The organism is Salifodinibacter halophilus (assembly GCA_012999515.1).
GTDB lineage: Bacteria > Pseudomonadota > Gammaproteobacteria > Nevskiales > Salinisphaeraceae > Salifodinibacter > Salifodinibacter halophilus.
In genome coordinates this window covers 1-352 of record JABEEB010000069.1, presented here as the reverse complement: position 1 = coordinate 352, position 352 = coordinate 1, and the positions used below count along the sequence as shown (strand labels likewise).

1 protein-coding gene is annotated in these 352 nt (G+C 69.9%); it reads right to left on the bottom strand.

All coding sequences use genetic code 11. The features are described from left to right. Positions 1-352: hypothetical protein (locus HKX41_10725; protein NNC24604.1), on the bottom strand; the 352-nt coding region annotated here is incomplete at both ends.

Below are 352 nucleotides of genomic sequence, written 5' to 3'. Positions count from 1 at the left end.
CTGCTGGAAATACGGATCGGCGCCGTCGCCGCGCAAGCTCTCCAGCAGCACGCCGCGCTGCAGCGGCGTCAGCGGGAACGCGTGCTCGATGGCCCGCGCATCCTCGCGCGCTGCCAGCAAGGCGAATTCGTCGGCCTGCAACCTCGCCTGCGGCAGGTCGCTGGCGGTCAGCGCGCCGCTGCCGGGCTGCAGGCAATGCGCCACCAGCGCCGCCAGTTCCGCCGCGAAGGCCTGCGACCAAGCTTCGATCGTGGCGGCATCGTAGGCTTCGCCCGCGTAATTCCACACCAAACCGAGCCGGCCGGCTTGCACTCTGGCGTTGATCTCGACCAACGCGCCGGGCGGATTGTCT